Annotated in this window: 19 protein-coding genes and 1 tRNA gene; 8 read left to right on the top strand and 12 right to left on the bottom strand. The window is 47.8% G+C overall.

The window, feature by feature from the left end; all coding sequences use genetic code 11:
* Positions 1-87: 87 nt before the first annotated feature.
* The 4 genes from LG384_RS06040 to rclA all read right to left on the bottom strand — a co-directional run bounded on the left by LG384_RS06040 (position 88) and on the right by rclA (position 4,234).
* A complete protein-coding gene (locus LG384_RS06040) occupies positions 88-855 on the bottom strand; it encodes a bifunctional diguanylate cyclase/phosphodiesterase (protein ID WP_045440887.1) in 768 nt (255 codons plus the stop codon).
* 102 nt (positions 856-957) lie between these two features.
* Positions 958-1,539, bottom strand: a complete 582-nt coding sequence (locus LG384_RS06035; protein ID WP_190284553.1) for a LuxR family transcriptional regulator — start codon at positions 1,537-1,539, stop codon at positions 958-960.
* Positions 1,540-1,560: 21 nt separating this feature from the next.
* Positions 1,561-2,256 carry a flagellar brake protein gene (locus LG384_RS06030; protein WP_048221901.1) on the bottom strand — a complete coding sequence of 232 codons (696 nt, stop codon included), beginning with the start codon at positions 2,254-2,256 and terminating at the stop codon, positions 1,561-1,563.
* A gap of 649 nt (positions 2,257-2,905) precedes the next feature.
* Complete coding sequence (gene rclA / locus LG384_RS06025; RefSeq protein ID WP_200010473.1) at positions 2,906-4,234, bottom strand: reactive chlorine resistance oxidoreductase RclA; 1,329 nt, start codon at positions 4,232-4,234, stop codon at positions 2,906-2,908.
* Positions 4,235-4,467: 233 nt separating this feature from the next.
* On the opposite strand from rclA, the gene rclR reads away from it, so the two are divergent.
* Complete coding sequence (gene rclR / locus LG384_RS06020) at positions 4,468-5,322, top strand: reactive chlorine-specific transcriptional regulator RclR (protein ID WP_048221903.1); 855 nt, start codon at positions 4,468-4,470, stop codon at positions 5,320-5,322.
* Positions 5,323-5,358: 36 nt separating this feature from the next.
* Here rclR and LG384_RS06015 read toward each other — a convergent pair whose 3' ends face one another.
* The 4 genes from LG384_RS06015 to LG384_RS06000 form a co-directional block, all read right to left on the bottom strand.
* Positions 5,359-8,502 carry a CusA/CzcA family heavy metal efflux RND transporter gene (locus LG384_RS06015; protein WP_225760615.1) on the bottom strand — a complete coding sequence of 1,048 codons (3,144 nt, stop codon included), beginning with the start codon at positions 8,500-8,502 and terminating at the stop codon, positions 5,359-5,361.
* An 11-nt stretch (positions 8,503-8,513) separates the two neighbouring features.
* Positions 8,514-9,806 carry an efflux RND transporter periplasmic adaptor subunit gene (locus LG384_RS06010; protein ID WP_048221905.1) on the bottom strand — a complete coding sequence of 431 codons (1,293 nt, stop codon included), beginning with the start codon at positions 9,804-9,806 and terminating at the stop codon, positions 8,514-8,516.
* A gap of 77 nt (positions 9,807-9,883) precedes the next feature.
* Positions 9,884-10,231, bottom strand: coding sequence for a cation efflux system protein CusF (cusF, locus tag LG384_RS06005; protein WP_045440871.1), 348 nt, complete (start codon positions 10,229-10,231; stop codon positions 9,884-9,886).
* A gap of 50 nt (positions 10,232-10,281) precedes the next feature.
* On the bottom strand, positions 10,282-11,664 hold the full coding sequence (locus LG384_RS06000) for an efflux transporter outer membrane subunit (RefSeq protein WP_225760614.1): 1,383 nt from the start codon (positions 11,662-11,664) through the stop codon (positions 10,282-10,284).
* Between the two features lie 195 nt (positions 11,665-11,859).
* Between LG384_RS06000 and cusR the strand changes: the two genes are divergently transcribed.
* The 6 genes from cusR to LG384_RS05970 all read left to right on the top strand — a co-directional run bounded on the left by cusR (position 11,860) and on the right by LG384_RS05970 (position 16,444).
* Entirely contained in the window at positions 11,860-12,543 is a 684-nt protein-coding gene (gene cusR / locus LG384_RS05995) for a copper response regulator transcription factor CusR (protein ID WP_045440867.1), read from the top strand.
* Positions 12,533-13,984 (top strand): Cu(+)/Ag(+) sensor histidine kinase, encoded by a 1,452-nt coding sequence (locus tag LG384_RS05990; RefSeq protein ID WP_045440865.1) that lies wholly within the window; start codon positions 12,533-12,535, stop codon positions 13,982-13,984. The genes cusR and LG384_RS05990 overlap by 11 nt, the downstream gene beginning before the upstream one ends.
* Positions 13,985-14,110: 126 nt before the next feature.
* Entirely contained in the window at positions 14,111-14,437 is a 327-nt protein-coding gene (locus LG384_RS05985; RefSeq protein ID WP_370637138.1) for a copper-binding protein, read from the top strand.
* A gap of 380 nt (positions 14,438-14,817) precedes the next feature.
* Positions 14,818-15,309: a hypothetical protein gene (locus LG384_RS05980; RefSeq protein ID WP_225760612.1), complete on the top strand. Its 492-nt coding sequence runs from the start codon at positions 14,818-14,820 to the stop codon at positions 15,307-15,309.
* 14 nt (positions 15,310-15,323) lie between these two features.
* Entirely contained in the window at positions 15,324-15,557 is a 234-nt protein-coding gene (locus tag LG384_RS05975; RefSeq protein WP_045440851.1) for a membrane lipoprotein lipid attachment site-containing protein, read from the top strand.
* A gap of 86 nt (positions 15,558-15,643) precedes the next feature.
* Positions 15,644-16,444 carry an MBL fold metallo-hydrolase gene (locus tag LG384_RS05970; RefSeq protein WP_225760611.1) on the top strand — a complete coding sequence of 267 codons (801 nt, stop codon included), beginning with the start codon at positions 15,644-15,646 and terminating at the stop codon, positions 16,442-16,444.
* Positions 16,445-16,553: 109 nt separating this feature from the next.
* On the opposite strand, the gene LG384_RS05965 is transcribed toward LG384_RS05970, so the two are convergent.
* Together LG384_RS05965 and LG384_RS05960 are read right to left on the bottom strand one after the other, a co-directional pair.
* Positions 16,554-18,998, bottom strand: coding sequence for a trimethylamine-N-oxide reductase 2 (locus tag LG384_RS05965; protein ID WP_225760610.1), 2,445 nt, complete (start codon positions 18,996-18,998; stop codon positions 16,554-16,556).
* Positions 18,999-19,019: 21 nt separating this feature from the next.
* Positions 19,020-20,114: a NapC/NirT family cytochrome c gene (locus LG384_RS05960; RefSeq protein WP_045440845.1), complete on the bottom strand. Its 1,095-nt coding sequence runs from the start codon at positions 20,112-20,114 to the stop codon at positions 19,020-19,022.
* 447 nt (positions 20,115-20,561) lie between these two features.
* On the opposite strand from LG384_RS05960, the gene uspF reads away from it, so the two are divergent.
* On the top strand, positions 20,562-20,990 hold the full coding sequence (gene uspF / locus LG384_RS05955) for a universal stress protein UspF (protein ID WP_045440843.1): 429 nt from the start codon (positions 20,562-20,564) through the stop codon (positions 20,988-20,990).
* A 148-nt stretch (positions 20,991-21,138) separates the two neighbouring features.
* Here the strand turns inward: uspF and LG384_RS05950 are convergent.
* Positions 21,139-21,215, bottom strand: a tRNA-Arg gene (locus tag LG384_RS05950).
* 39 nt (positions 21,216-21,254) lie between these two features.
* Complete coding sequence (locus LG384_RS05945) at positions 21,255-21,434, bottom strand: hypothetical protein (protein ID WP_225760609.1); 180 nt, start codon at positions 21,432-21,434, stop codon at positions 21,255-21,257.
* Between the last annotated feature and the right edge of the window lie 30 nt (positions 21,435-21,464).

The following is a 21,464-nucleotide window of genomic DNA, read 5'->3' as shown; positions in this document are numbered from 1 at the left end:
AAGTTAAAACGAATGTTGCGAGCAGGCCGGATAAAGCGTCAGCGCCGCCATCCGGTGAAAATCAGGGGGTAATGAGACATTGACAGGTTAACGGTTATTTTGCGTTAACAGTGCGGGGATCTCTTCGGCCATTACCGGAGGAGAAATAAGAAAACCTTGAATTTTATCACAGCCAATATGCTTCAAACGTTCTAACTGCGAGGGAGTTTCCACCCCTTCCGCCAGCACCTCAATACCAAAATTGTGTGCTAATGAAATAATACCTTCGACGATCTTTGTTGATCGGGTGTCCGGTTCAATTCCTGCGACAAATTCTTTATCAATTTTTAAGGTATCAAAAGGATATTTCAACAGGTAATTAAGATTAGCATGCCCGGTGCCAAAATCATCCAGAGCTAACTTCACCCCTATCGATTTCAACTCTGTCATATTTTTAGCTGCTATATGGCAGTCACGCAAAGGTGAGGTTTCCGTGACCTCTATTTGGCATCGGCGGGCCGGGAGTCCGCAAGCAGCAAGGTTTTGCCTGATACGTTGGGGTAAAAGGGGATCGCAGAACTCAAGTGCGGAAATATTTACTGATAACGAAAGGGGATCGGGCCAGGCTGCTGCAACGTCCCACGGAGGATTGGTAACCATATCTTCAATTGAAAATATATTGCCGCGGTCTTCCAGTAGCGTAATAAAAACATCGGGAGAAATCATGCCCATTTGCGGACTATTCCAACGCATAAGTGCTTCAAACCCGCTAATTTTCTGGGTGGGCAAGTCAAATATAGGCTGATAAACCATATAAAGCTGAGTGGTATTCACCGCCTTTTCAAGCGCATTTAGCAGCTCACTGGAATTTAACATCCCCCCTTCCCCCTTTGTAACCATATAAATTAAAAACCAGTTAAAGTCACTCCCAGGTTGTATCTACTTTTATGCGTGTGATATCAGAAAAGAACGGATAGGTTAGGGTAAAAAAGACAAACTATGTGTAAACCTGACAATCAACTTGTTCAAATCAGATGTATTGCTCAGCCCCAGTTTGGTGACGGCCTTCATCTTGTGAGCCTGAATAGTTTTATAATTCAGGCTAACTAACTCCGAAATTTCTCTGGCTGTATAACCATTTACCAGCAGATTCAGAATCTGCTGCTCTCTTTCGGTTAATCTTTTTTGCGAACGATACAGTCGGGGATTCCATTTCCCTACTGCTAACGTGGCTAATTGAGAAAAATCACGCAATGAAGACTTTTCAGTCAAGACAATCACTTTCTCAATATATAATAACTCAACACATAATTTCGCCACCAAACTATCGGCAACAATCACGATAACGTTATTATAAAATTTAAATCTGTTTTTATTCAAATACTGCACAATTGCGGAACATGGCTGTTCATTGTTAATGATATTAAAAACCATGGTTTGATGCTGGCCCAATGATGATTGATGCAACATGTCCTCAAACTGGTAGGTTTTGATCGGTACATGTTTGCTAGTCAGATAGGCGAACATACCGTTGCCTACAAAATTATCACTGCCACACATCAACATCCTGTTCACCATTCCTTATAAACTTCTGATCTTGTTGCTCATTAAAAATTTGATGATTATTTTCTCAACTTCTGCCTCTTCACGACGGTTCCTGAAATCAAACCCGCATGAAATCTGATAGCAGGAATACAATTGATTATCCTCATCAAATTCGTTGATCATGACGACATCAATAACTTTTAAATCGAGCTGCAAATTTCCAAACGTATCAAAATCCAGAGAGGCACCTTTAATCACTGCATCTTTATAAAGAAAACGTGCATTCACATCTTTAACAATTAATGCGCAACCGCCCTGTGAGATGTTTTTTATCTTAAATGAGTAGTTTTCTCCGTTTTTGTAACGACCAAAACAGAAAAAATCATAGCCCTTCAAAAAAGAGAACCGCTGATTCTGTCGCTGCTGGGCAAAGAAAATCATATCCGGGATGGCATAAGATAATCCTGCCTCCGCACCTGCTGTCGGACTCTTTTCGAGTCTGGCGCTGAATTTGATAATCCCGCTATCGCTGTGCAGGATAAAGTATTGGACCTTTTCAGGGATGATGTCTTCGTGCCAGGAAATCATAAAGTGTTCAAAATCAATCTTTTCTAACTGCGTGATAACACTGCTGTTTTCACATAAGACTTCCAGCTTCGTCTTCTTGTGCAACTCCTCACGAAGGATGGCGATGATTTCAAACTTGTTTTCCTTGGCTAATCCAAAACTCATACAAAAACCCTTATTTCCATATTTAAGATATGTCTCGGTCTCAGTCTCGATTACCGACAAAACACGAGATCAGCATCCACCCCTGGTGCTTAATAACCTTAGTGGATTCCATGTCAAACTGTTGATGCGAACTTAAGTTTTTAACTATCTTTAATCTTACATTGATATGTAAAAACGTTTGATGAGAATTAATTCTAGCTGAAGCCAGGCCTAAAACCATGTGAAGTTGCGCATCAACAATAACAAAAAGGAATAAGAAACAAATCTATAATTCCATTTAGAGATAAAAATAACGTAAATTTAGCCGGGTATAATAGATAACAATGGGTGGGCAAGGCGGAACGACTAAGCTGAGCGCCAGCTATGGTTTAATCGCTGACAGGAAAATGGATGCTTACGGCGTTATATCATTAGCAAATGAAATAATCATGATGGATTATTTTAATAAAGCGAATGATTAATATTGCAGGCGTGTAAATAAATTTAACTTAAGTTAAAAAAGGCCAGCATTAAGCTGACCCCGGTAATTACCGTATTAAACTATAATGGCATACTATCTTACAGAGGGTATAACGTTAGAAAATAAGTACTACTGATTAATTTCTGTCCGGGCTGAATGCAAAATCCCCCTTAAGGCAGATCCCTGGATTTATGACTTTATGAGAGAAAAAAGATCGTTGAGTGATTCACTCATCGTCGGGTGCGTAAATATTTGATCACGCAATACGGTATAAGGTAACCCTGCATCCATAACGGTTTTGACGATATTAATCATCTCATGAGAGTCCGCACACAGTAGTGATACTCCCAATATACGTTGAGTGTTTACATCAATCACGGCTTTGAGGACGCCGCGTGTATCATCCATCACCCGCGCTCGTGGGATTGCCGCGACAGGTAACGTTACCACCTGGACCATTGCCCCGCTGGCACGAGCCTGTTCTTCACTCATCCCTACACGAGAGAGCGGCGGCGTCATAAAAACGGAATACGGCACATTCTGGCGATCGCCTGAATTGCGTAAACCTTCGCCAAATAAGCTGTCGCGGACAATGCGGAAATCATCCAGTGAAACATAGGTAAATTGCAAACCACCGGTTACATCACCCATCGCCCAGATGTTATCTGCAGAAGTCCGCAGATATTTGTTCACAATAATCCCACCGCGCTCGTTCACATCCACCCCGGCGTTCTTTAGCTGCAGATGCTCAGTCGCGGGTTTTCGCCCTGAGGCAACCAGCAGCGCATCCACAGTTCGAAGACCTTCCGGCGTCTGTAGCTGCACCATGCCGTCATGGGACGATACCGACTGTACATTGGCGTTGAGAATTAATTCTACGCCCTGGTCACGCAAAATTTGGGCGATGGCCTCGGCGATATCCCGATCTTCACGCGGTAAAAACAGCGGTGCCGCTTCAAAGATTGTTACCTGGCTGCCAAAGTTGGCGAACATGGACGCGAACTCGAGGCCAATATATCCCCCGCCCAAAATACCAAGACGCTGTGGGCGCTGCGTCAGATTCAACAGCCCGGTACTGTCAAAGACTCCAGGAGTGTCGGACAGGCCTGCAATATCAGGAATAATTGACTGCGCGCCAGTATTGATAAAGATCTTCTCGCCGCGAACCTCGAGTGTTCCGGTCGGCTGAATCACCCGCACGGTATGGTTGTCGATAAACTCAGCGCGCCCTTCAATCACATCCACATTGTCCAGATCAGCGAGATTATGGAAGTTTTTATCACGCAAGAAGCTCACAACAGAGGCTTTACGCTGCATCGCTGCGGCAAAGTCATGCTGCAATTCAGCATCATGCACCAGGGTTTTGGTTGGAATGCAGCCGATATTGATACATGTTCCACCGTACATAGTATTGGACTGCTCGATGATAGCCACCTGCCAGCCCTTTTGTGCCAGGGCCGCCGCCAGCGTCTTACCCGCTTTACCAAAACCAATAATGATTGCCTGGTATTGATTCATGCTGTCTCTCCGCAAAGTCACTGTTCATTTGTTAATCCAAAGTATACGGAGCGATATGCCAGAAAAGCCTATCCATAACGCGATTGTTTTTGTCCAATCGTCTAAACAGCAATAAATAACTTACTCAGTCGATATATTGAAAATACACTAACTATTTGACATTAATAATTTAATATAAAAGTATGTTATTAGTGCTGCCATCCCCCAACAATAAAAATTGTTCAGGAGTCTTTATGGATACCCTTAGCCGATTACTGATGCTTAACGACCCGCAGGGATCTATTGATAAAAATTGCCTGCTCAGCAGAGACTGGCAATTGCCACACGCTGCGGGCGAATTGTCGGTTATCCGCTGGCACACCGTGACCCAGGGAGCTGCCCAACTGGATATGCCTGATGGAACCTCGTTTACGCTTCGTGCTGGTTCGATTGTGATCCTTGCGCAAAACTCAGCGCATCGGCTTTGCCAGTCTGGTGAGGAACAAACGCATATCGTCTGCGGCAGTTTACGGCTACCGCCCTCCTCTCGTTATTTTTTAACCACGCTGCCAGAAGCACTAATACTGGCACCGGATGAAAATAGCCACGTCGGCCACTGGCTCAGGGCGATGATTGTGCTACTTCAGGAAGAATCCTCAACCGACCTGCCGGGATCGGATGTGGTATGCAGTCAGCAGTGCGCAACGCTGTTCACACTCGCCGTTCGGCAATGGCTGACACAGGCTACGCCCGCAAAGAACGTACTAAGTTTGTTGTTGCACCCCAGACTGGGGGGCGTGGTTTTCCTGATGCTGGAATCGCCCGCGCATCCCTGGACTGTGGAAGAACTGGCACAACGCGCGCATATGTCGCGGGCCAGTTTCGCGCAGTTATTCCGCGAGGTCTCAAACTCTACTCCACTCGCGGTATTAACCACATTACGTCTGCAATTCGCCGCTCAGATGTTGTCACGTGGATCTCAGCCACTGATTGTCATTGCCGAATCGGTAGGCTATGCCAGCGAGTCATCGTTTCACAAAGTCTTTCTCCGACAATTCGGCTGCACGCCGGGAGAATACCGAAAACGGGTAAAAGCGCTGGAGTCATAGCGCGCGCCCCGGTCAGAAGCGCGCGCTTTCAGGACGCTATTTCTGAGAGCGATGTCGATGTAGCCACATCAGTTTATACGCCGCAGGAATGATAAACAGCGACAATAGCGGCGCGGTTATCATGCCGCCAATCATCGGCGCAGCAATACGACTCATTACTTCCGACCCGGCCCCTGTTCCCCACAATATTGGCAACAAACCGGCGATAATCACCGCCACGGTCATCGCCTTGGGACGAACACGAAGTACTGCCCCGTGGTAGAGCGCTTCATCCAGCTTATCCGCTGTAAAAGTTTGTGGATTTTCCAGAGCCGGTTCGGCTTCTATGGCGTGACGCAGGTACATCAACATCACTACGCCAAACTCAGCGGCTACTCCTGCCAGCGCGATGAATCCGGTTCCGGTCGCTACCGACAGATGGAACCCCATCCAGTAGAGGAACCAGATCCCCCCCACCAGCGCAAATGGCACGCTGGTAATAATCAGCAGCGCCTCTCCAACGCGACGGAATGCCAGATAAAGCAGCACGAAAATAATCATTAGCGTCATCGGTACCATCAGTTTTAGCTTATGGCTGGCTCGCTCTAAAAGCTCAAACTGACCGGAGAACGCCACGCTAGTCCCCGACTTTAACTGTACATTTTCGGCGATCGCTTTTTTTAGATCGTTAACCACCGAGACCATGTCGCGATCGCGTGCGTCGATATAGATCCAACTGGTGGGCCGTGCATTCTCGGTTTTCAGCATCGACGGTCCGGAAACGACCTTCACATCCGCCACATCAGCCAACGTGATCTGCTGTTTCATTGGAGTCAAAATCGGCAGTTGACGCAACGTTTCAGGGCTATCGCGGAAGCTTTGCGGATAGCGCAAATTGATCGGATAGCGTGCAATCCCTTCAACCGTTTCCCCCACCATAGCGCCCCCCACTGCCGAGGTAATAAACAGCTGCACATCACCTACGGTCATGCCATAGCGCGCGGCCTTCTCACGGTGAATATCCACACTGAGATAGCGACCACCTTCCAGTCGCTCCGCCAGTGCCGAAGCCACACCTGGTACGGTTCTGGCCACTTCTTCGATTTGCTCAGCCGTGGCGTCAATATCTGACAACACGGTCCCCGACACCTTAATACCGATTGGGCTTTTGATCCCTGTGGAAAGCATATCGATACGGTTACGAATCGGCGGCACCCACAGATTCGCCAACCCAGGCAAGCGTACGGTTTTGTCCAGCTCCTCGATGATTTTGTCCATCGTCATCCCCGCACGCCACTGATCCTGTGGCTTCAGTTGGATCGTAGTTTCGACCATCTCCAGCGGCGCGGAGTCAGTTGCCGTTTCAGCCTTGCCGGTCTTACCAAACACGCGCGCTACTTCCGGAACTGTCATGATCAGCTTGTCGGTTTTTTGCAACATGTCCGCCGCTTGCGCCGCCGAAATCCCCGGTAGGGTTGATGGCATATACAGCAGGTCACCTTCATTAATCTGCGGTAGGAACTCGCCACCGACTTTATTAATCGGCCAGATAACCGTAAGAATCGACAGCACCGCCACCAGCAGGGTGGTCTTCGGCCAGTGCAGTACTTTCAGCAGTAGCGGATGGTAAATACGAATCAAGAAACGGTTGAGCGGATTACTACTTTCCGCCGGAATTTTGCCGCGGATCCAGAACCCCATCAGGATCGGGATCACCACGATTGCCAGAAACGCCGCCCCCGCCATGGCATAGGTTTTGGTAAACGCCAGCGGCCCAAAGAGCCGTCCCTCCTGCCCCTCAAGGGTGAAAATGGGAATAAACGACAGAGTAATAATCAGTAAGCTAATAAACAGCGCCGGACCAACTTCTACCGAGGCGTTAGTGATCACCTGCCAGCGTGTTGCGTTATCCAGCTTTTCACCCGGATGCTGATGTTCCCACTCTTCCAACCGCTTATGCGCGTTCTCAATCATCACGATCGCGGCATCAACCATCGCGCCAACCGCGATGGCAATCCCACCAAGCGACATAATATTGGCGTTCAGTCCCTGAAAATGCATCACGATAAATGCAATACACAGGCCCAGCGGGAGAGAAATAATCGCGACCAGTGCCGAGCGGATATGCCACAAGAACAGAGCACAAACCAGCGCCACGACGATAAACTCTTCCAGAAGCTTGTAGCTCAGGTTATCAATCGCACGATCAATTAGCTGACTGCGATCGTATGTTGTAACTACCTCAACGCCTTCCGGCAGGCTGCTTTTTAGCGTTTCAAGTTTGGTTTTAACGGCAGAGATCACCTCACGCGCATTTTTACCTGAACGCAGAATGACGACTCCGCCAGCCACTTCGCCTTCACCGTTCAGCTCAGCGATCCCACGACGCATTTCCGGTCCGATTTGTACGCGCGCAACATCACGCAGGTAAACCGGCACACCGTCTGCCCCTGACTTCAGTACAATGTTATTGAAATCATCGAGTGTTTGCAGATACCCGCTGGCCCGAACCATGTATTCCGCTTCCGCCATCTCCACGGAAGAACCACCGGCTTCCTGGTTAGACGCATCCAGCGCAGACTTCACTTCAGACAAGCTGATGCCATATTGCGTCAGCTTCATTGGGTCAATAACGACCTGATACTCTTTGACCACTCCCCCAACCGAGGCGACTTCCGCCACGTTAGGGATGGTTTTCAGTTCATACTTTAAAAACCAGTCCTGAAGAGAACGTAATTCGGCCAGATCGTGTTTTCCGCTGCGATCCACCAATGCATATTCAAATATCCAGCCAACACCCGTAGCATCCGGTCCCATTTCCGCACTGACACCCGCTGGCAATTTCCCCTGCACCTGGTTGAGATATTCCAGGACGCGGGAGCGCGCCCAGTAAGGATCAGTGCCATCTTCAAAAATGACATATACGTAGGAGTCGCCAAACTGCGAAAAGCCACGGACTGTTTTAGCCCCCGGCACTGACAGCATGGTGGTGGTCAGTGGGTATGTAACTTGGTTTTCAACAATTTGCGGGGCCTGGCCGGGGTAGCTGGTTTTGATGATCACCTGAACATCAGAGAGATCCGGCAAAGCATCCACGGGCGTGTTGATGATGGTCCACGTTCCCCAGATGCTGAGAAATAACGCCCCCATCATCACCAGAAAACGATTAGCTACCGAGCGACGGATAATCCATTCAATCATTTGTCATATCCTCAGTGTGCATGGGTCGCCGGAGCGGGCATTGCTGCGGCATCTGGCGCATCACTTTGCCGGGCCCGCATACGATCCAGCGCACCGGAGATATTCGCCTCGGAGTCAATCAGGAACAGACCGCTGGAAACGACTTTTTCACCTTCAGCCAGACCAGAGCGAATAGCCGTTAGCCCCTGAGATTCATGGAATACCGCAACCTGCTTCGGTACAAACCGTCCTTCGTTATCAACGGTGATCACCCGCTGCTCCGTGCCGGTATCAATCAGCGCTTTAGATGGGATAAGCAACATCGGTTCACTTTGCGTTTTCAACTTCAGATAAGCATTCATCCCCGGTTTAAGCGCCTCGTCAGGGTTATCAACCTGCAAACGTAGCTGGAGAGTTCGTGTGGTAGCATCGACGCTCGGCAGAATACTCCACTTGCTGATGGTAAAGGGTTTATCAGGCCAGGCTGGCACGGTGATAGAAAACTGCGAGGCATCTTTAAGCAGCCAGGCGATAGACTCCGGGACCGACGCGCTGACCCACACCGGATCCATACCCTGAATTTTCGCCACAACATTGTCTTTTGAAATGTTCATGCCGGTACGCAAATCAAATGCGGTAATCACCCCATCAATAGGTGCTCTCAGGGTGAAGCGTGTCTGAATTCTGCGGGTAGATGTTAAACGCTGAATGTCCGCCTCTGGCATACCGGCCAGACGTAACCTTTCCAGAATACCTTCAACCTGTGTGGCGGTACCGCCGGTCTCACGTAACAGCAGGTATTCACTCTGCGCCTCAACCCAATCCGGGATTGTCAGGTCGATTAGCGGCGCGCCTTTTTTAATTTTGTCACCCACGGTGAGCGGATAGACCTTTTCGATAAAACCAGCGGAACGCGCCTGCACAATGACAAACTGATATTCGTTATAACTGACGTTTGCTGGAAATGTTTGCGCATACAGTAATGGCCCACGGCGCACAGGTTCCGTTTTTAATCCCAGATTCTGAGTCTGAGTCGGATCGATACGCACTCCCGGCGCAGAAGCGCTCGCAGTCTCTTCATCGGCATACTTCGGGATCAGATCCATATCCATGAACGGCGATTTACCTGGCTTGTCAAAGCGTGTATTCGGATACATTGGGTCATACCAGAACAGAACTTTACGGGCTTCTTTTGGCGAAGGTGACGCTGTATCGGCCGAAACGTTTGCTGATGAAAAATAGGTATAAACACCGACAGAAATAATCCCACCGGCAATCATGCCTGCGAGTATAAGCGCGGTATTTTTAATTTTTAAAGACGCCATAGTGATTTCCATTGCGCGAGTGTCTTACCCGCGTGCAAAACAACCCGGGTAAGAACAGAAGAGACCTGCGGACTTCGTTATTTACTGATGTGAATATCTCGTAAGACAGAGAGATTTCCCTGCTGCACAAAAGTAAACGCCACTTTATCGCCTGGTTTAATATCATCAGCACGTGTATCTGAGACTTGCGTAAAACGCATCGTCATTGCGGGCCAGTTCACCGCCGGAATAGGCTCGTGTTTAATGGTGATTTTTTTATTTTCTGTATCAATAGATTCAATCACACCGGTTGCGCTAATTGTTTGTTCCTGTTGAGCCGTTGGCTCCATATTCATCATGGAACCATGCTGATGCTCATTTGCCTGAGCATTAAACATAACCACAGATAAAAAACTAAACAGAGCGGCTTTGGCGGTAATATTCATAAATCATTCTCCTGACAGTTTAATGCAACTTAAATATGACGAATATAGGGTTATTCCGCCCAACCGCCGCCTAAGGCAGCAAACAGTTTAATTTCATTAACCTGTTGGGCGTAATTAAGATCGAGCAGCGATTGCTGCGTTGCGAATAAAGAACGTTCCGCATCCAGCACCTCGATATAGCTCACTGCACCATTCTGATAAAGTGCTCTGGCGCGTTGCAAAGTGATCTGCAGGGACTCCAGATAGCGTTGCTGGGCGGTAATCTGATCGGCGAGGCTTTGACGTAACGCCAGCGCATCAGCCACCTCTTTAAACGCGTTCTGAATTTTTTGCTCGTAATTTACTACCGACTGTTGCTGGCGAATTTCTGCCAGATCGAGATTTGACTGATTACGCCCGGCGTTAAAAATCGGAATATCGATTTTCGGGACAAAGTTCCACATGCCGCTGGCGGCATTAAATAAGCTGGAGAGGTCGCTGCTGCTGGCGGATACTGAACTGGTTAGCGTAATTGACGGGAAAAATGCCGCTCGCGCAGCGCCAATATTGGCATTTGCCGCCATTAAAGCATGCTCAGCTTCCATAATATCTGGCCGCTGGAGCAGTATTTGCGAAGGGAGCGCTGGCGGCAACGTCACTGCTTTAATATCGCCATGGCTGCGCGACCGATCGTCTGGTAATTTTCCGTAGGTTCCGAGCAACAGCTGCAATGCATTATTCGCCTGCGCCAGTTCACCTTTACGTTTTGCGATATCGCTGCGCGTACTTTCAATCACGCCCCGAGCCTGTTCCAACGCCAGAACATTGGTGCTTCCGGTTAATAACTGTTTCTCGACAAAGGCGTAAGAACGCTGATAATTTTGCAGCGTTTCTTCCGCAATTTTCAGCTGCGCATAAGCCAGACGCTGATTGAAATAACTTTGCGATACATTGGAGATTAACAGGATATGCACCGCCCGACGTGCTTCTTCACTGGCAAAGAAGTTCTGCCGGTCGGCTTCACTCATATTTTTTAGCCGACCGAAAAAGTCCAAATCGAAACTGAGATTCAGCCCGGCCTCAAATTCCCGGTTAGTGCTGGTATTGCCTTTTAATTTTCCGCTATACGTGCCGCTGGAGCCTGCATTAATCTGCGGATAACGGTCAGCATCCGTCACGCCATATTGTGCCCTCGCTTCCTGAACCTTGAGGGTTGCCATGCGTAAATCACGGTTATTGAGCAGCGCCTCACCTATCAACGCCTTTACCTGCTCGTCCACAAAGAAGGTGCGCCACCCCGTATCTTGATACCCCGCTGGTGCAGAAACCAGCGTGTTCTGGCTTAAAGAGAATTGCTGCGGCACCGGCAAGGCCGGGCGCTGATAGTCCGGAGCCAGAGAACAACTGGCGAGAACAAAAATAGCGCTGAGGGTAAGAAGTTTAAATTTGCACATAGCTCTTCTCGTCCGGACCGGACTGATAACCGTAAAATGAGTGTGAATTTATCGACTTGTACCTTACCTAATTGACTCTGTTTAACCGGTGACAGGTAAATGACAAAACTGTCATTTTCCCAATAACTCATTGCTATCCGATCCGGCTCCTCTAGAATTGAAAACCCGCACAGCCAGTGCGTGAAGGAGAATGTGATGAAGATTTTGATAGTCGAAGATGAGAAAAAAACTGGCGAATACCTGACCAAGGGCCTGACAGAATCAGGTTTTGTTGTGGATTTAGCAGATAACGGTCTGAACGGATATCACCTGGCTATGACCGGCGATTACGACTTGCTCATTCTTGACATCATGCTGCCTGACGTAAACGGCTGGGATATTGTACGTATGCTGCGCACCGCCAACAAAGGTATGCCAATCCTTCTTCTCACTGCGCTAGGTACGATTGAACATCGGGTCAAAGGCCTGGAATTGGGTGCCGATGACTATCTGGTTAAACCGTTCGCCTTTGCCGAGCTTCTGGCGCGGGTCAGAACGCTGTTGCGACGAGGGGCTGCAGTGATTGTTGAAAGTCAGTTTCAGGTTGCGGACTTAATGGTTGATCTGGTCAGCAGAAAAGTGACCCGCAGCGGGACGCGCATTACCCTCACCAGCAAAGAGTTTACGCTGCTCGAATTTTTCCTTCGCCATCAGGGTGAAGTCTTGCCCCGGTCACTTATCGCTTCTCAGGTCTGGGATATGAATTTTGACAGCGACACCAATGCGATTGATGTCGCCGTTAAACGGCTGCGCGCCAAAATTGATAATGATTTTGAACCGAAGCTGATTCAGACCGTGCGCGGCGTGGGGTATATGCTTGAGGTACCGGATGGTCATTAAACGATTGCAACGCCCTTTTTCGCTGGCAACGCGTCTGACCTTTTTTATTAGTCTGGCCACTATCGCCTCGTTTTTCGCCTTTGCCTGGATAATGATCCACTCAGTGAAAGTTCATTTCGCCGAGCAGGATATCAATGACTTAAAAGAAATAAGCACCACGCTGGAACGCATTCTTAATCATCCCGACGAGCCGGAATTTCGACGACTGGAAACATTAAAAAACGTGGTTGCTGGATATTCAAACGTCATTATTTCACTTGAAGATGCCAATCAAAAAGCGATTTTCCATTCGCCAGGTGCGCCGGATCTCCGCCAGTTTATCGCCAGCGCTAAGCCGGATAAAAATGCCCATAGTAATAACGTCTTTTTATTATCCGGCCCAATGCTGCATTCACAGGAACATGCCCACGGGCAAAAAATGTCCTCCAACTGGCGAATGATTCGTTTGCCAATTGGCCAACTACCTGACGGAAAAGCAGCCTATACGCTGTATATGGCATTATCGATAGATTTTCATCTGCACTACATTAATGACTTGAAAAACAAACTGATTATGACGGCATCGTTGATCAGCATGATGATTATTTTTATCGTGCTGTTCGCTGTTTATAAAGGCCACGCACCAATCCGTAACGTCAGCCGCCGAATCCAGAATATTACCTCTAAGGATCTCGACGTCCGCCTGGATCCACAGGCTGTACCTATTGAACTGGAGCAACTGGTAGCTTCGTTTAACCATATGATTGAACGAATCGAGGATGTGTTTAAACGTCAGTCCAATTTCTCAGCAGATATTGCCCATGAGATCCGCACCCCAATAACCAATCTGGTCACGCAGACGGAAATTGCGCTCAGCCAGCCCCGCAGCCAAAAAGAGCTGGAAGATGTGCTCTATTCGAACCTTGAAGAATTTGGTCGAATGTCGAAGATGGTGAGCGACATGCTGTTCCTGGCGCAAGCGGACAATAATCAATTGATCCCGGAAAAGACTGCACTAAATCTGGCGGATGAAGTCAGCAAAGTATTCGACTTTTTTGAAGCGTGGGCGGAAGAGCGTGAAGTCAGTTTGCGTTTTGAAGGCCGCGCGTGTTGGGTATCCGGCGATCCTTTAATGTTACGCCGGGCCATGAGTAACCTTATTTCTAACGCCATGCGTTACACCCCAAAAGGCGAGTCTGTGACTGTGCGGGTGAAAGAGGCTGATGGGCAGGTACAGATTATCGTCGAGAATCCCGGCCCCCCCATTGCCGCAGAACACCTCCCCCGGCTCTTCGACCGTTTCTATCGGGTGGACCCATCGCGACAGCGTAAGGGCGAAGGTAGCGGTATTGGACTGGCTATTGTGAAATCAATCGTCACTGCTCATCAGGGCAAGGTCTCTGTGACATCTGACCCACGCGCCACCCGCTTTATTTTGACGCTACCAAAACATGCGATTTAATCATCTGCAATGGCGCTGAGGCACCATTGCAGATTTATTCTCTGACACAACCGTCATAATCCTGTCACGTCGTTGAGCGTACCTGTTTATTATAATTCCCTCCGTCAAACCAAACCGGAGAATATGATGAATAAAATATCGTCTTTTTTAGCTATTGCATTTTTTATCTCAGCTGGCGTTAATGCGGCAGAATCTTCAGGAACCCATCAGCAAGCGGCGACGGCTCATCAAATGATGAATAACAGCGATGCTCCAGCCCATCAAAAAATGGCTCAGGCACATGAGATGCAGGCGTATAACAGCAAATCCAGGCAGACTATTGCTCCATCCTTCTCACACATGAATGAACATGAACAAGCGATGGTCGTTCACCAGTCGATGAATAACAGCCATTCATATTCACATGAACTGCAGGCAGAAAAACACCGTGAACGTATCCCGACACAGGGATAATTGATACCAGTTTTTTTAAAAAAAACCTAATAACTATAGGTTACAATCACAAAACTGCCCCTTCACAGGCTTGTCTATCAACAGGCCTGTATTTTCGTTTATCCTCACCGAATTATTAATGTCAATATTAATATTCTATTAAACTCCTCATTAAAAAGTAAAATAACACCTAAGACATAAAGCAACTTGTATAAAATACGTAAATATCCAGCTCATGATGTTGCTTTTATCAATAACAACAACCTTTCGATGAATATAAATTAGGAATCCCCCTAGTATGTTTTATTAATATTTAGTGGGAGACTGCTTCCGTCATAAACATGACGTAAAGAAAGTTAGTATTCCTATAAATAAATTCAATGATGATAGTGAGTAACAGAATGAAAAAACGTCTGCTGGCCGTCTTTGTCCTGGGTCTGACAACCGCCACCACTGCATGCGCAATTACTCCTGCAATGCAGAAAAAATATGAACGCTCGGGCTGTACGCAGATGAGCGAACTCAACGGCTGCGATGTTAATAAATCCTATGAGTGGAATCGTGATCATGGATTTATCGACAACACAGAAAACCATCAGAATCGACATCACCGACATGGCGAAGATCAGCCGCGCAATCATGATCAGGCCGGAATTTATGGCAAGTTCTCTGGGAATTACGCTGCAAATTTTGAGAATGGTCAGCGCAGTGTAGATATTCACATCGAAGACTCCACCGTCTACGTAAATGGTAACGAAGTGCGTGATATCAATACTTATAAAGATACGATGACCTTCCGCGTTGGGTATTCAACATACACCATTAAAGCGAATGGTCGTGGTAGCTGGATTGATCCTGATGCCGGTAACGCTGGCAAAATTGTGCGTGAATAACGGATTACACCATAATGAAAAAGCTGATATCCGCAATGGTCATCATGGCCAGCCTGTCAGGCTGTGCTGAACATCCGTACCTTTCTGCTGCCGCCGCTGGAGTCGGTGCTGCAGCTGTTGCTACGGCGATAGCTAACCACAAAAATCACGAAAAAGAGCATGACCGCCAGGAGCGTGAGCAGAGAGAAAACCAACATGCATGGCGGCATAATCACCATCATAACGATGATGACAACCGCTACTATTAACGCTGATTAACAGCAAAGAGCGCTGAGATCACAGCGCTCTTAAATTCCGCGCGTTACAGTATGGCGCTTTAACGCTGGAGTCAGCTATGGCTTTAACCATCACAGTGTTGCTGGAAAACAGGCGCGCTGCCGGTGCAGAAACATCATTGCAGGCAAAACCAGGGCTCAGTCTGTTAGTCCAGGATGAAACGACCACAATTCTGTTTGATACCGGGCCAGACGATAGCTTTAAGCTTAATGCCGCGCTGATGGGCGTAGACCTGTCTCAATTAACGGCTACGGTACTCTCACACGGTCATTATGATCACTGCGGCGGTGTGTCCTGGCTGGCGGACAACACTCGCGTCATCTGCCATTCCCAAATAGCCTGTGAGCGTTATTCTGCAATATCCCTTTTTGGATATACCTCAAAAATCAAGAAATTATCACGCGATAATGATTACTCTCGCCTCAGTATGGAGTACACCCAGGAACCGCTATCCATCAGCGAACGTTTTCTGTGGTCTGGAGAGATAAGCGTTCCCACACCGCGAGCCTATGGTGTTATTCGTGAGCGCACCATGCGACAGGACTACATCGCTGACGAAGGTGTATTGATTTATAAATCTGATCGCGGCTTAGTTATTATTACCGGCTGTGGGCATCGTGGGATAGAGAACATCGTACGCCATTGCCAAAATATAACCGGAATCACGAAGATCCACGCCCTGATTGGCGGCTTTCATCTACGTTGTGCTTCGCCGTTTAAACTATGGCAAGTCCGGCAATTTCTGAATCAACAGAAACCAGAAAGACTCCTTGGCTGTCATTGTACCGGATCGTGGGGGCGCTTGTGGCTACCTGAAATAAGCGCACCTGCAACTGGGGATGTGATTGTTCTGGAGTAGATATTCATGACTGCAGGTACAGATGCAGCAGCAAGAATGCGGCCAGAAAGATTAGGGCTTTAAAACGGGAACCTTGCGGTTCCCGTTTGACTTAGCAGCACAGGCGAACCTAGATGGTTACGATTTCAGGTTCATCAAATACGGTCAGTTTTGGTGCTTCGCTAGTATATTTTTCCGCGTATACCAGGCTTGTGTTCCCCGCACAGCCATTCGCCAGTCTTGAGGTTGGAATGTCCGCAGTCAGTACGTTAGCACCGCCATTTTTACAAATACCATTCTCAATATCAGGCCAGGCACCTTCGTGGATACAGATGATCCCTGGTTTGATCCCGTCGCTGACATGCGCCCCAACCAACACCTGTCCGCGATCATTCCAGACACGCACCAGATCTCCCTCGGCGATACCTCTCGCTTTTGCATCATCCGGATGAATAGTCACCGGCTCACGATTTGCAATAGCGTATTCTTTACGCAGCGAAGCGTAGTTCAGCTGGCTGTGCAGGCGATGTGCCGGATGCGCCGTTAGCAGCTGTAGCTGATCCTTATCCGCAGACCCTTTCCACTCATCCGGTTCAATCCACGAAGCATGTGGCGGACAGTCTTTATATTTGTAGCCTTCAATCGTTTTCGAGTAGATTTCAATCTTACCGCTTGGCGTTCCGAGTGGATTCATAACCGGATCATTGCGGAAATCAGCATAACGCACGTATTTGTTGTTCTTTTCGTTCTCACGCATTTCGATCAATTTATTCTGCTGCCAGAACGCATTGAACTGAGGCATGGCAACGCGCTGGGCACGGGCGGCTTTTTGCGCAACATCATAGAATTGCTTCAACCACGCCATTTCATCTTTGCCTTCGGTATAGACCGCTTTTCCGCCAGGCTTAAGCATTTCAGCGAGATCGGCAAACACATCAAAGTCATTACGTGCTTCAAACTGCGGTTCAATAACCTGCTTCATCGGCACCAGATGCTGGTTGCTGTAATCGCCGGTCATGGTCAGGTCGTTGCGCTCAAACGATGTAGTGATGGGCAGAACAATATCGGCATGTTTAGCCGCAGCAGTCCAGTAACACTCGGAGATAACAACCAGTTCTGGCTTCTGCCAGGCTTTAATTAAACGATTTGTATCCTGGTGATGGGTAAAGTTAGCGCCACCAGCCCACCAGATCATTTTGATCTCCGGGAAGGTCTGCTCTTTACCATTGTGCTGATATTTTCCACCCGGATTCTCCAGCGCTTCGACAATTCGCGCCACGGGAAGATTTGTCACGGCATCGGAAACCGCCCAGTCATTTCCAGCTGACGAACCGCCTTCCACTTTGGCCGAGATAGCCGGTAATCCCCCACCAGTACGTGTCGGGTTCCCGCCATTGGAGTAATGATAGGAGAAGCCGAAGCCACCGCCTTCTGTACCAATTTGCCCCAGCATCGCCGCCAGTGTCACCAGCATCCAGTGTTTTTGCTCACCATATTGCTGGCGCTGAATCCCCCAGCCTGCCATAAGCATGGTTTTGTTACTGGAGAAAATTTCCGCCAGCTTCTCCAGTTGTTCTGCAGGTACACCACAGACGCCTGATGCCCACTCAGCAGTTTTCTCAATATTGTCGCTCTTGCCGAGCAGGTATTCCTCAAATTGCGGATATCCGGTGGTGTATTTTTCCAGGAACGCTTTGTCATGGAGATTTTTCTTCACCAACGTATGTGCAATACCCAACATCATGGCGACGTCTGTCCCCATATGCGGTGCAATCCAGGTGGCATTATCACCAAAGAATTCAATTGTTTCTGAACGCATTGGATCGATAGCGATAACGCTTTTTCCTGATTTTTTCAGCAGATTGAAATACTCGAGTCCTTGTTCATCCGTACTGCTCCAGGCAATTTTTAACGTATTGAGCGGGTTCATTCCCCACAACACCACGACCTGGCTGTGCTCGAGTACCATTGGCCAGGTAGTCTGTTGTTCATATACCTCAACTGAGCCTACAACGTAAGGCATGATGACCTGGGCCGCTCCGGTTGAATAATCCCCGGTATGTCCGGCGTATCCCCCAGCCATACTCATGTAACGTTGCAGTAAGGTTTGCGCTTTGTGCAGCACACCACTGGAGCGCCAGCCATAAGAACCAGCAAACACTGAAGCCGGGCCATAGCTGCTACGGATCCGGCTATGTTGTTCATGAATGAGTTTCAGCGCCTGCTCCCAACTGACACGCACGAAAGGATCGCTCCCTCGTTTGCCATCCGCTTTACCTGGGTTTTCCAGATAGCTTTTGCGCACCATCGGATATTTCACGCGGATATTGGTATGTACCTGGTCGGGCGCGGTTTGCTGCAATGAGTTAGGCACCGTTTTAGGCAATGCGCCTTTTGAAGAAACGACTTTGCCGTCTTTAACTTCCACATACACCGCTCCCCAACGTGCAGCTGTCAGGATTGCCCCACCATTTTGGCCTTCAGCCCAGGCTGGCATCGGGATCACCGAAGAAATCGCCATAGTCCCGGTTGCCGCGCCAGCCGTCTTGATAAAGTCACGTCTTGTGAGTTTCATGATTTCTCCTGGTGTTATCGCTTATTTATTTATGTCTTTTGCGTTGTACTGGAAGTAACGGCTCAGGATATCCAGTTCGTTTTCACTGATGTTGGTACGAGCGCCCATCCCTTTTGCCACTGAAGGCCAGGCATTGAGCGTAAAATGGTTCGCAGGAATAGGCGCATGGCAACCTGCGCAGTACACATTGTCGAGTTTGCGAGCGTAGTCCCACATTGGCTCACGACTGGCGAGAGCAGAACCACTCCACTCTCCCTGTAGAGCCACGTCCCGCCATGTATTACCGTAATCATCGGTTTTCCAGTCGGAGAGAATGTTAAGTGACTGCTGTCCCTTTTCACTTAGGCTGGCCAGAATTAAACGCTGACCTGCTGCGTAGTAAATCACCTGTTCAGTTCCCTGCATCTGGCTTCCACGGATCTCAACCAGCCGCGAGTTTTCTGTCGATTTCAACACCTGCATTTTTGTAGCGGGATAGACAGTTCCCAAATCACCGAGTGCGGTATTAGTTACGACATAAAGCTCTTTTGCCGTAGCAGGAGTGGAGGCCGACTGTGCTTCAAGTCCTTTGAGAGCGCTGTCATCCATTTTGATTTCAGGTGGGAAGTGGGCAACGCCCTTGTGGCAATCAATACAGGTTTGCTTTTCCTGAATGCCCATTTTATGCATTTTTTGGGCATCAGCGCTTTGCGCTTCAAGATCCATCGCATCCATACTGTGACAGCTACGGCAGGTAGCAGAATCATTGGCTTTCAGCTGTGCCCAGACGGTTTGTGCCATCTCCAGTCGATGTTCTTCGAATTTTTCCGGAGTATCGATTTTTTTGGTAACAAACTGATGATAAACATCTTTTGTTGCTCGCAGCTTAGCGACGAGGAAATCCAGTCCACCTTCCGGAATATGACAATCCGCACATTCTGCCCGAATTCCTCTTTTGTTCTGAAAATGAACCGATCCTGTATATTCCTCATATGGTGCCTGCATCGTATGGCAAGACAGGCAAAATTCAGTGCTCGAAGTTTTATGCAATGTCCATTGCCCAGCTAAAACAATAACCGCACCAAGAACAATGCACAGCAGCATCGTCCAGAGGATGGTTTTATTTATTTTTCTCATTTTAAATTCCCACAAGACACCTACTCTTTAATGGGTAGACAATAATTATACTAAGTCTATTACTTATTGATATTTATCAAGCGCAGAAGGAAATGAGAATCAGCATTCAGGCAAATTTGAAGACCGTCGCATATTTGATAAGAACAAAATAAAAATATATGGTTTGGTTAATAATCAATGACTTAACAAGGATTATAAGTTTAATAATCTATTATTTAATAAAATGTCAGAGTAAAAGGCGGGAAAAGCAGCGCTGAGATGAATATAAGCTCTGGACGTCATTCGTTATATAAAAAAATATACAATGAAATGATGTAAAAAAGAAAGAAGTTCGTCGCATTATTTTTCATAGAGATTTATTCACAAAACCTTGATCTGGTCACTTCTTATACAGAACATAAATTCGCTACACTCAATACAGAGGTAAACAAACAGGAGGTGGTGAATATGTATCGCTCAATTCTGGTGCCGATTGATATCTCTGAAGCCGATTTAACTCGCCATGTTATTCCTCAGGTAAAGGCGCATGCCAAGACCGCCAAAGTCCATTTCTTAGCTGTTATACCTACCGTACCGTTCTACGCATCGCTGGGGCTGGCCTACTCCAACGAATTTCCAGACAGAAGCGGCCTCCAGGCCAAGGCGACCGAAAAGCTGGAAGAAATAATTAAACAATTCAATATCCCCACCGGCAGGACTCAGTCCCATGTGGTTTATGGTCCGCCAAAAGATCAGATTCTCAAACTGGCGGAAGCAGTGGATGCCGAACTCATCGTCATCGCTTCACATAAGCCAGGTTTTAGTACCTATCTGCTGGGCTCAACGGCGTCAGCCGTGGTTCGCCATGCGAAATGTCCCGTACTTGTTGTGCGGTAATTCTGGCGGAGTAGTAATCAAAAACGGGAGCCAGCAAGCTCCCGTTTTACATTCTTAATACATCCAAATATTTCCAGAAAAAGTAAATCGCAATCCGGCTGGTTTAATGCTGTGGATGCAACAGGAGTAAGGAGTGATTTTGTCGAAATGGTACGCCCTGTAGGATTCGAACCTACGACCTACGGCTTAGAAGGCCGTTGCTCTATCCAACTGAGCTAAGGGCGCATTGTGAAGTGATGACTTCATGCGGATGAAACGCGTGAATTATACGGTCAGTGCCTGCTGAGTCAATGCCTTTTGTTCTGGTTGCTGACGAAGTGTACGAATGTTGATTTTTTCCGGACATACACAGGTATCCAGGAAATCACCTGGTAAGAACTCAGGCACCGTAAAGCCTGGTTTAAGGTTAAATGTATTTAGAAAATTAATGATTTTGCTTAACATTCTCCTATCCCCTCCCCTGCGGTTTAGGAC

It is taken from the genome of Citrobacter sp. Marseille-Q3906 (assembly GCF_916618775.1).
Classification (GTDB): Bacteria; Pseudomonadota; Gammaproteobacteria; order Enterobacterales; family Enterobacteriaceae; genus Citrobacter; species Citrobacter murliniae.
This window is presented reverse-complemented; position numbering and strand designations above follow the sequence as displayed.

Excerpts from the sequence above, each read along its gene's own strand:
- LG384_RS06040 (WP_045440887.1), bottom strand. The coding sequence starts at position 855 with ATGTTAAATTCCAGTGAGCTGCTAAATGCGCTTGAAAAGGCGGTGAAT.
- LG384_RS06035 (WP_190284553.1), bottom strand. The coding sequence starts at position 1,539 with ATGTGTGGCAGTGATAATTTTGTAGGCAACGGTATGTTCGCCTATCTG.
- LG384_RS06030 (WP_048221901.1), bottom strand. The coding sequence starts at position 2,256 with ATGAGTTTTGGATTAGCCAAGGAAAACAAGTTTGAAATCATCGCCATC.
- rclA (WP_200010473.1), bottom strand. The coding sequence starts at position 4,234 with ATGAATCAATACCAGGCAATCATTATTGGTTTTGGTAAAGCGGGTAAG.
- rclR (WP_048221903.1), top strand. The coding sequence starts at position 4,468 with ATGGATACCCTTAGCCGATTACTGATGCTTAACGACCCGCAGGGATCT.
- LG384_RS06015 (WP_225760615.1), bottom strand. The coding sequence starts at position 8,502 with ATGATTGAATGGATTATCCGTCGCTCGGTAGCTAATCGTTTTCTGGTG.
- LG384_RS06010 (WP_048221905.1), bottom strand. The coding sequence starts at position 9,806 with ATGGCGTCTTTAAAAATTAAAAATACCGCGCTTATACTCGCAGGCATG.
- cusF (WP_045440871.1), bottom strand. The coding sequence starts at position 10,231 with ATGAATATTACCGCCAAAGCCGCTCTGTTTAGTTTTTTATCTGTGGTT.
- LG384_RS06000 (WP_225760614.1), bottom strand. The coding sequence starts at position 11,664 with ATGTGCAAATTTAAACTTCTTACCCTCAGCGCTATTTTTGTTCTCGCC.
- cusR (WP_045440867.1), top strand. The coding sequence starts at position 11,860 with ATGAAGATTTTGATAGTCGAAGATGAGAAAAAAACTGGCGAATACCTG.
- LG384_RS05990 (WP_045440865.1), top strand. The coding sequence starts at position 12,533 with ATGGTCATTAAACGATTGCAACGCCCTTTTTCGCTGGCAACGCGTCTG.
- LG384_RS05985 (WP_370637138.1), top strand. The coding sequence starts at position 14,111 with ATGAATAAAATATCGTCTTTTTTAGCTATTGCATTTTTTATCTCAGCT.
- LG384_RS05980 (WP_225760612.1), top strand. The coding sequence starts at position 14,818 with ATGAAAAAACGTCTGCTGGCCGTCTTTGTCCTGGGTCTGACAACCGCC.
- LG384_RS05975 (WP_045440851.1), top strand. The coding sequence starts at position 15,324 with ATGAAAAAGCTGATATCCGCAATGGTCATCATGGCCAGCCTGTCAGGC.
- LG384_RS05970 (WP_225760611.1), top strand. The coding sequence starts at position 15,644 with ATGGCTTTAACCATCACAGTGTTGCTGGAAAACAGGCGCGCTGCCGGT.
- LG384_RS05965 (WP_225760610.1), bottom strand. The coding sequence starts at position 18,998 with ATGAAACTCACAAGACGTGACTTTATCAAGACGGCTGGCGCGGCAACC.
- LG384_RS05960 (WP_045440845.1), bottom strand. The coding sequence starts at position 20,114 with ATGAGAAAAATAAATAAAACCATCCTCTGGACGATGCTGCTGTGCATT.
- uspF (WP_045440843.1), top strand. The coding sequence starts at position 20,562 with ATGTATCGCTCAATTCTGGTGCCGATTGATATCTCTGAAGCCGATTTA.
- LG384_RS05945 (WP_225760609.1), bottom strand. The coding sequence starts at position 21,434 with ATGTTAAGCAAAATCATTAATTTTCTAAATACATTTAACCTTAAACCA.